8 protein-coding genes are annotated in these 8,984 nt (G+C 61.6%); 7 read left to right on the forward strand and 1 reads right to left on the reverse strand.

Annotated features, from left to right (window positions below; genetic code table 11):
• Both OBACDRAFT_RS07170 and OBACDRAFT_RS07175 read left to right on the forward strand, forming a co-directional pair.
• The coding region (locus OBACDRAFT_RS07170) for a Fe-S-containing protein (RefSeq protein ID WP_043584190.1) at nucleotides 1-1,208 on the forward strand (1,208 nt) is incomplete at its 5' end.
• Between the two features lie 9 nt (nucleotides 1,209-1,217).
• Nucleotides 1,218-2,591, forward strand: a complete 1,374-nt coding sequence (locus tag OBACDRAFT_RS07175) for an ABC transporter permease (protein WP_043584192.1) — start codon at nucleotides 1,218-1,220, stop codon at nucleotides 2,589-2,591.
• A 72-nt stretch (nucleotides 2,592-2,663) separates the two neighbouring features.
• Here the strand turns inward: OBACDRAFT_RS07175 and OBACDRAFT_RS07180 are convergent, their stop codons facing one another.
• Nucleotides 2,664-2,876, reverse strand: coding sequence for a hypothetical protein (locus tag OBACDRAFT_RS07180; RefSeq protein ID WP_157836949.1), 213 nt, complete (start codon nucleotides 2,874-2,876; stop codon nucleotides 2,664-2,666).
• Between the two features lie 174 nt (nucleotides 2,877-3,050).
• Here OBACDRAFT_RS07180 and OBACDRAFT_RS07185 point away from each other — a divergent pair, with 174 nt between their 5' ends.
• The 5 genes from OBACDRAFT_RS07185 (at nucleotide 3,051) to OBACDRAFT_RS07205 (ending at nucleotide 8,903) form a co-directional block, all read left to right on the forward strand.
• Complete coding sequence (locus OBACDRAFT_RS07185) at nucleotides 3,051-4,139, forward strand: LacI family DNA-binding transcriptional regulator (RefSeq protein ID WP_043584197.1); 1,089 nt, start codon at nucleotides 3,051-3,053, stop codon at nucleotides 4,137-4,139.
• An 82-nt stretch (nucleotides 4,140-4,221) separates the two neighbouring features.
• The gene (locus tag OBACDRAFT_RS07190; protein WP_043584199.1) at nucleotides 4,222-4,983 is read left to right on the forward strand and encodes a hypothetical protein; all 762 of its coding nucleotides are present in this window, start codon (nucleotides 4,222-4,224) and stop codon (nucleotides 4,981-4,983) included.
• A 98-nt stretch (nucleotides 4,984-5,081) separates the two neighbouring features.
• Nucleotides 5,082-7,517, forward strand: a complete 2,436-nt coding sequence (locus OBACDRAFT_RS07195) for a heparinase II/III domain-containing protein (RefSeq protein WP_052361399.1) — start codon at nucleotides 5,082-5,084, stop codon at nucleotides 7,515-7,517.
• A complete protein-coding gene (locus OBACDRAFT_RS25085) occupies nucleotides 7,514-8,254 on the forward strand; it encodes a type II secretion system protein (RefSeq protein ID WP_052361409.1) in 741 nt (246 codons plus the stop codon). Before OBACDRAFT_RS07195 ends, OBACDRAFT_RS25085 begins: the two co-directional genes overlap by 4 nt.
• A gap of 169 nt (nucleotides 8,255-8,423) precedes the next feature.
• Complete coding sequence (locus tag OBACDRAFT_RS07205; RefSeq protein ID WP_081721872.1) at nucleotides 8,424-8,903, forward strand: NYN domain-containing protein; 480 nt, start codon at nucleotides 8,424-8,426, stop codon at nucleotides 8,901-8,903.
• The last annotated feature ends 81 nt before the right edge of the window (nucleotides 8,904-8,984 follow it).

The raw sequence follows: 8,984 nt of genomic DNA on the forward strand, positions 1-8,984 counted from the left end.
CCCCCTCCTGTCCCACCCACCTCTCCCGCCTCTCCCGCGCCTCGAATCTCATTGGATTAAGCTGCACTGCCCTCCTCGCTGCCACCGCCGCCTTTCGCTTCGGACAAGACCCCAACCTCGGCGCCCTCACCGCGACCACGGTTGTCAACACCGACCTCCTCCTCAACCTCACCGCCCTCCTCCTCGCCATCGCTCTCACCGCCACGCTTGGCATCCTCCTAGGCCGCATCACCCGCGCCCTCCCTGTTCTCCGCTGGCCCCTGCTCCTGACCAACACCCTGCTCATCCTCATCCCCCTGACCGGCAGCCTCGTCCTCGCCCTCATCCGCCTCAAACACATCGGCCTCACCCGTGAAAATCTCAGCTTTGTGGCCCGCACCACCAACTACCCCTGGCTCCTCACTCACCTCGCCCTTGCCACCCTCCTCATCGCCGCCCTCGCCCGCCTCTTCCTCCGCCGTGGCGCGGGCGTCCCGCCCGCCTCCGACATTCAGTGTTCAGCGTTGGATGTTGGACGTTCGACGTTGGATGTTGGACATTCGGCGCAACGCGCCGTCCCCCCCCCCCCCCCCTCCTCTCCCGACCACCGCAAATCCCTCGCCGCCCGGCGCACCGCCCGCCGCCTTGCCATCGGCCTGCTGACCCTGTCCGCCACCGCCTGCGCCGCGCAACTCTACTGGGACCAAGTCGCCTCCCGCCCCCTCCAGCGCACCGACGCCCTCCGCATCGCCGCAGACGAAGACGGCAACGTCCGCCTTCCTCTCGACCTCATCGCCGACGGACAACTCCACCGCTACGAATGGATCGCTGACGACGGCAAAATCGTCCGTTTTTTCATCATCAACCGCCATCCCGGAGCCGTTGCCCCCGCCGTCGTATTTGACGCCTGCGCCCTTTGCGGCGACATGGGCTACGTGCATCGCGACGACCGCGTCATCTGCATCGCCTGCGGCGTCAACCTCGTGCTCCCCTCCGTCGGCAAACCCGGCGGCTGCAACCCCATTGTCATGGAAAACTGGAGACAAACCGCCTCCGAAATCATCATCCCGCGCGACTCCCTCGCCGCTGGCGCCCAGATGTTCACCACCTCCGTCGAAACGCCCGCGCCTGACACGCCCCCCGCGTCCGCCCATTCCGACAACCCCGTCTGCGGCGCTCCGCCTGCTGCCGCCGCAACCACTCCCGCCTGCTGCGTCCCCAAATCTTGAATACCGACCATGCTCCCGCGGCTCATCCTCCAATCCTGGCGACACAACCTCCGGCGTAAGACCCTCGCCATTGCCACCGTATTTCTGGCCGCCGCGCTCATCTCCGCGCTCCTCGCCGTGTCGATCAACAGCGGCGACAAAATGTCGCGCGAAATGAAATCCTACGGAGCCAACATCCTCATCGAACCCGCCACCCAAGCCGTCCTTCCTCAACTTCTCGGTGACGCCGTCTCCAGCACCGCCACCCCATCCGCCGCCAGCCGCAACGCACACGACTACCTCGACGAAACCGAACTCGCCAACATCAAGGAGATCTTCTGGCGCAACAACATCCTCGGCTTCGCCCCCCTCCTCCCCGGTCAGGCCCGCCTCCTTAATGCGAAATCGGATACACCGTCCACCGGCGCGGCAGCGCCCCATTCCGCATCTCCAACGATTCCCATCCTCGGCACCTTTTTCGACCACGCCCTTCCCCTGCCCGACGAACCCAAATTCCGCACCGGCCAGCACGACATCGCCCTCTACTGGCAAGTGCGCGGCGACTGGCCCGACGACACCCAACCCCAGGCCCTTGTCGGCAGCCGCCTCGCCGCCGCCCGCGGTTGGACAACCGGCACCCAAATCACACTCGCCCCCGACGCCTCCCCCCCCCCCCCCCCCGACGCCTCCCTCACCGTGACCATCACCGGCATCCTCGAAAGCGGCGGCACCGAGGAAGACCAGTTGCTCCTTCCCCTCACCCTCGCGCAGCGCCTCCTTGGCCTTCCTGGCAAAGTCCAGACCGTGCGTGTATCCGCCATGACGGTACCGGAAAACCGCCTCTCACACCGAGCCCGCATCGACCCCGATTCCCTCGCCGCCGAAGATTACGACCGATGGTATTGCACTGCCTACGTAACCTCCATCGCGCATCAACTCGAAGAAACCCTCTCCGGCGTCGTCGTCCGTCCCATCTGGCAGGTTGCCGCCTCCGAAGGACTCATCGTTGGAAAAATCCAGTTACTCCTCATCATCGCCACCTGTGCCGCCCTCCTTGCTGCTGCCATGGGTATTGCATCTCTCATGACAACCACGATCATGGAGCGCTCCAAGGAAATCGGCCTCATGAAAGCCCTTGCCGCGCGCCCCTGGCAAATCATGGCGGTATTTTATTCTGAAGCAGCGCTTAGCGGACTCCTTGGCGGAGCCATCGGTTGTCTGGCTGGCTGGGCGCTTGCCCGGCTCATTGGCACGACCCTCTTTGGCGCGCCACTCGGTTTTGCGTGGATCGTGGTTCCGGTAGTCCTCGCCATCTCGCTCCTCATCGCGCTGATCGGCACATGGTTCCCCGCACATCAAATCACCCGCCTCTATCCCGCTGAAGTCCTCTACGGACGGCGATAAATCATTGGTACGGACCTCCTGCCCTCCACCACTCACACCCGTTCCGTTCCCGTATCCGGGTGCATCACCGGTTCATTTCAGCGCAGCCCTCGCGGTGGAGAAAACCTGTGCATGTGTCAGTGGCCGCACGGTGCCATCGGTGAGTTCCCGGTCACGCGTCAACGTAACCAGATCGGCGGCGGTCTCATTGACCGGAGCCAAACTTGCCCAGATCACCGAGGCCACGCGACGGCGGTCGCTGTCGGACAACTGAAGCGCCGCATTTGTGACCTGTTGAACGCTCATAACCATGCGTCCAAAATCGCCCCGATCATCTAAATCGTCAACGCGGTTTTATTCTCAGCATTGTCCAGTAATTCCCGGTCACCCTAGTCAGCCTTTTCTTCACTCCCGAGCCCCCTCCTCCCCTCTAAAAAAAATTGTTGACGGCTCTTATTGTTTCACTTTTGAATCGATTCAATGAAACTAAAATCCCGTTCAACGATCACTGTGCAAGACGTCGCCCGCAATGCGGGTGTGTCTGTTGGCACAGTGAGCCGCGTGTTGAACGGCGCGGCAAACATTGCCCCTGAAAACCTCAAGAAAGTGCAGGTCGCCATCGAGGAACTCGGTTATCAAAAAAACCACTCTGCCGGTCTCCTTGCCACGCGCCGCGCCGGCTCGATCTCCCGCACTGGCAACATCGGCATGGTTTACACGGAAGCGGGCCCATCGTGGAGCAACCACCCGCTTGTCGCCGCCTATACCCTCGGCGTGGAGCAGGCATGTCAGGAAAAAGGCTTCCACTCGCTCATCGAACTTTCGGGCGACGGCGACCTAGTGCCGCGCTGTGTGCGCGAACGCAAAATCGATGGCCTCCTCATCCGGGCCACCCGCTCGGCTCCCCGTTTTTTGGAAACAACCCCGCTCAACATCCCGGTGGTATTTGTCGGCCTTAACGATCCGATGATTCGTTTCCCACAAGTCGCTCCCGACAACCAAGGAGCCGGCTGGATGATGACCGACTATCTGTGGCAAAAGGGACACCGTCGCATCGCGTTTCTTTGCTCGCACTCGACACATCCCTTTTTCATCGCCCGCCTGCACGGCTACGAAAACTACCTCCGGCAAAAACAGGTATTTGCGCCGGAATTGGTCAACATGGCCATGCTGCCCCGCACAGGTGATCCCGCCCAGCCGGAATCGGCCCCCCCCGACATGACCTCCCTGCTCGACACCCTGCTCGCCCTCCCCTCCGACCGTCGTCCCACGGCCATCCTCACCGCCAACGACTGGATGGCGCGCGGTCTCTACAACGCTCTCGCCGCACGCGGCCTGCACGTGCCGGATGACATGGTGGTGGCCGGCTTCGACAATGCGGAACTCCTCTGCGAGGCAATGACACCGCCGTTGACGAGTTTCGACATGGATTTCACCGCTGTCGCTCGTACCGCCGCGATGGAACTCTTCGACATGATCGCCACCCCCGCCGAACGCCGCGATCCCGCCGTACATCTCGTGCGCGGGCGGCTGGTGATCCGCCACTCTGATGGCCAGACAACACGCTGATTCCCAAAATAAGATTTTCACTCGTGGGTCCAAACTCCGTCTCGCCCGCGAGGACCACCGACAACAAATCCAATAAAACGCCATGAATACCCGCAAACTCACACGTCTGCTGTCCGCCGTTCTGTTCGTCTGGACGCTCACCCTCGTATTAGCTCCCACACTACAAACATCACTTTGCGCTGCCCTGCCCACTGGTGGCAGCGGCTGGACACTGACGGAAAATTCCGACGGCGGCTGGACGCTGATCGACACCGTCGATTTTAACGACTGGACGCGCCAAAACATGCTCGGCAGTGGCGCAGGCAGTGTGGGGGGACTCACCGCGCTCACCGGCAGCAATTTTCTCTATTCCAACAACGTCAACAACGACCATCAGGTGAACCGCTTTTACAACGGACTCACCATTCAACCGGGCACCTACACCATCACCTTTTCAGTGGGGCGCCTGAATACGCCTGACGGTTTCTTATCCCCCGGCTTCAGTGGTCTGGTCAGCGGCAGTTGGTCATGGAACAACAGAATCACCACCGGACGAACCGCATCCGAGACCAATACCGCCCCTGCTTCGGAGAACTGGAGCACATGGAGCGTCACTTACACGATTGACGCGGATACAACCGTTGGCGGAGGCACCGCCCCCAGACCCACCGTTGTAGGCACCACGCTGGGCTTTGCGATTCTGGCCAATGGCAACGGCTCCACCGCCAACTACGCTTTCGACAACCTCACCATCACCTACGCACCGTTCCCTACGGTTCCCGAACCGGCCGAAACCGCAGTCTTTGCAGGCGCGATGTTTTTGTTGCTCGCAGTCACGTTACGCCACTGCCGCCGCCATCGCTGATCCGGCTGACCTTGAGCCGGAATCTCAAACCCCGATCTCGCGCATCCGGCCCCTCCCCCCCCCCTGCCAACCACACTTCAGGCATCCTGCACCTTCCAATGTTCACCCGCATACACATCGCCCTCGCCAGCCTCAGCCTGATCCCATGCCTCTACGGGCAGGACAACTCCCCTGTTACCAACCTCGACTTCGAAAACGCCCTTGCTGGGTGGGAAATCCACAAAACCGACGGAGGCAAAAGCCGCGCCACGCCCGAAGCCGCGCATACCGGGAAACTCGGCCTCCTCGTCACCGACAACGACGAAACCGGGGGCAGCGAAATCCGCTCCGCCCCGATCTCCGTCGCACCCGGCGAAACCTGGCGCGCCCGTTTCTGGACACGCGGCATCGACGGCAAAGGACTCGGCGTGTATCTGCTTTTTACTGACGCCGATGGCAAATGGCTCAACGATTCCCGGCTCGGCAACGAAATCGTGCTCACCGTCCCCGAAGGCCCCGGAGGCTGGACCCGGCAGACTCTTGTGGCGAAAGCCCCCGATAACGCAGCCCGCCTCCACATCCGTATCCACTCCTACGGCAAGGCCACCGTCACCGCCTGCGTGGACGACATCGACGTATCCAGACTTTCCCCACAAGAAGCCTCTGCCGCGCTTGGAGGCACCGTGGTCCCGCCCGAAGCCATCGAACAAGCCGCCGCCATGCTCACCTCCGCTCCCGTCATTTTCGGAGCGCCCATTACCGACCGCGAAGCATGGACAGACTTTGCCAAACGCGCCCCCGACATCGCCGCCCAAGCCGACGCCCTCCTCGGCAAACCAATCCCCGGAATCAACGACGAACTTTTTCTCCTCTTCAAAAAACAAGGCACCCGCGTCGAATACGAACGTCCCAACCGCGAACGTCGTGTGCGCCTCCGCCTCCTCACCCTCGCCGAATGCATCACCGACACCGGACGGTACATTCCTGCCATCGAGGAAACACTCACCGCCATCCTGTCCGAAAAAGCCTGGGTCCTGCCCGCGCACGACACCACGCTGGAAACCTTTGAAGGCAGGATCACCAATATCGACCTCGAAGCCGCCGTTCGCGGAGCCACTGTTGCCACCGCCCTCACCTGGCTCGGCGACAAACTGGACTCCCGGTTGAGAGTCCACGCCCTGACCGAACTCGACCGCCGCATCATCCAGCCCTATCTGGCCAAAATCCGCTCAGGCCCCCGCGGCAAACTCTGCTGGTGGACCCACGCCCCCACCAACTGGAACGCCGTCTGCCACTCCCAAGTCCTCATGACCGCGCTCTCCATCGTGCCCGACATCCGCACGCGCGCCGAGATCGTCGCCGGGGCACAAGTGTATCTGCCACGTTACTACGAAGGGTTTACTCCTGATGGCTATTGCTCCGAAGGTCTCGGCTACTGGGGGTATGGATTCGGCCATTACGTCCTGCTCGCCGAAGCCCTCCTGCGCGCGACCGACGGGCGCATCGACCTTTACCAGCCGCCAATCATTCGTGCCGTCGCCCGTTATCCGGAAAAACTCCGCATGGCAGGAAACGTCTATCCCTCGATTGCCGACTGCCCTCGCTACCCCACGCCCACCTCTTGGATAACCGACATCGTTAACGCCCGCTTTCACGGAGAATTTTCCGACAAATCCCATTCGCTCATTGCCGCCGCCAAAGACCACCCAATCCAAGGCACGCTCCCGGAAATCTCGATTTTCTCGTTCCCCCTTGTCATTCCAAACCACATCGAGGCCAACCCCGCCCAATCCTCAGACACCTCCGACAACAGCCGCCTGCGCGGCTGGTTCCCCGACGCCGGCATCCTCGTTTGTCGTTCTGGAACGGATACGCCCGCGCGCCTCGAAGCCACCTTGAAAGGCGGACACAACGCCGAGAATCACAACCACAACGATGTCGGCGGATTTGTCCTCGCTCTGGCCGGACGCAGTCCCGTGATTGATCCCGGACTCGATATCTACACCGCCCATGATTCCTATGACCAAGTTGAAGTAAAGAACTCCACCGGCCACTCCGTTCCCCTCGTTGCCGACAAAGCCCAACGTCCCGGACGCCATGCCGCGGCCCGAATATTGCGCACCGAATTTAGTGATGAACAAGACGTGTATTCGCTCGACCTTACCGCGCTCTACGACGTTCCCCAACTCATCCGCCTCATCCGTACCTTCACCTATTCCCGCGCTGCCAGCGGTGCGCTTACCATCACCGACGAAGTGGAGTTTTCCACGCCCCAGACCTACGAAACCGCTCTCATCACCTTTGGCGAAATCGTAACCACACCACCGCCCGGCAACCCGACGCAACCCGCGGCAACCGCTATCATTACCGACGGCCCCGCCTGCATTGCCATCGCCATCTCCGCGACCTCCGACACCACCGCCACCGTGACCCCACACACACGCCTCCTGAAAACCCGCTTCAATGGCCCGCCCAAACGACTGGCTCTCGCCTTCGACAAACCCGTTTCCCACGCCACCCTCACTTGCACCCTCACCCCACAACCTATCCCATGAAAACGGAGCGCCTCACGATGCACACCACCACCTGCACCCGCCTCCGTTCTCGCACCCGTCGTCACCCAGCCTTCACCTTGGTCGAATTGCTCACTGTCATTGCAATCATTGGCATTCTGGCCGCCATTCTCATCCCCACCGTTGCCAGCGTCCGCAAAAAGGCTCGCGCAGTCCAATCCGCCAGCAACCTCCGCCAGCTTGCCACGGCCCAACTCATGTATGCCGCCGACAACAAGGACAACCTCCCCGCCACCTACAATTATGTGCCGCCCGCTCCCGCTAGTCGCTGCACTTGGATGACACGCATCGGCCCCTATCTGTATCCACGTCTTGATGGCAAAGACGACAATCAACTCCGCACCTTCCGATTCAGGACTGACACTGTTTTTGACATCCCCGGCGCGGACAAAGGCACCATCACTAGCGAAAAGAAAACCATCGCAATGAATAGCAAAATCACTTCCACCACCTGGCCCACTGCCGAATCCCGCCTGAGCGCCATGCCACGTCCGTCTTCCACTCTTTTGCTTGGAGAAATCGTTGAACGAAACACCGACACCATGGCCCCGCACGACACTGGTGGACGCAAGCTCGGTGACTCCGACACGCCCAATTTCCGCCGCGACGGCATGAAAGCCCTGATGGCATTCTGCGATGCCCACGTCAAAGCCCTCACGGTTGAAGAACTGGCCGATTCCGGCAAGAACGCCGGCACCAGCCTTTGGCGTTGGTGGTAATCGCCCGCGCCATCCTTCACCAATCCATCTATTTTTCTTGGAGTCCGCAGCTTTCTGACCCCAAGGACAACATGTGGCTGGAGCTACGGAACTGCTCTTTTCAGCAAGCGCCCGCCTTGCGCATTGTTTCAGCCTTTCAGCCCTTCGCCCCTTCCGTTCTTCTCCCCGCATGTCCGGCCTCACCCACCTCATCATCGACGGTTCCAACATTCTTCACGCCTGGCCGGAACTGCGTGCGCTCCTCAAGCGCGACCGCGACGCCGCCCGCGCCCGCCTCATTGACCGCCTCGCCCCCATCCACGACCTCGAAGCCATCCGCCTCACCCTCGTCTTCGACGGACGCGGCCCCGAACTCGTTGTCGAGCACCCCGTCGGTCCCGCCTCGTTCTCCATCATCTATACCCCTGCCGGCACCACCGCCGACGATGTCATTGAACAACTCGTCGCCCGCTCCGCCACCCCCGCCACCTGCCTCGTCGCCACGGACGACCAAGCCGAACGCTCCACCATCGAAGCCGCCGGAGCCGCATGGTGCTCCGCCCGCGAACTCGAAGCCCGTTCCGCCACCGCCTCCCAACGCCAGACCGCCAACACCGCCCGCCTCAATCGCCAAACCGCCAAAACTTGGCGTACCCCTCCCCCTTGCTGAAAAAACTGAAAAGCTGAAAATTGAAACGAAACCATACGTATCCAAACCACAACGACAGCCGAAGTTCTGATTTTAGCATTT

Origin of the sequence: Geminisphaera colitermitum TAV2 (assembly GCF_000171235.2) — a bacterium.
In the GTDB taxonomy this organism is placed as follows: domain Bacteria; phylum Verrucomicrobiota; class Verrucomicrobiia; order Opitutales; family Opitutaceae; genus Geminisphaera; species Geminisphaera colitermitum.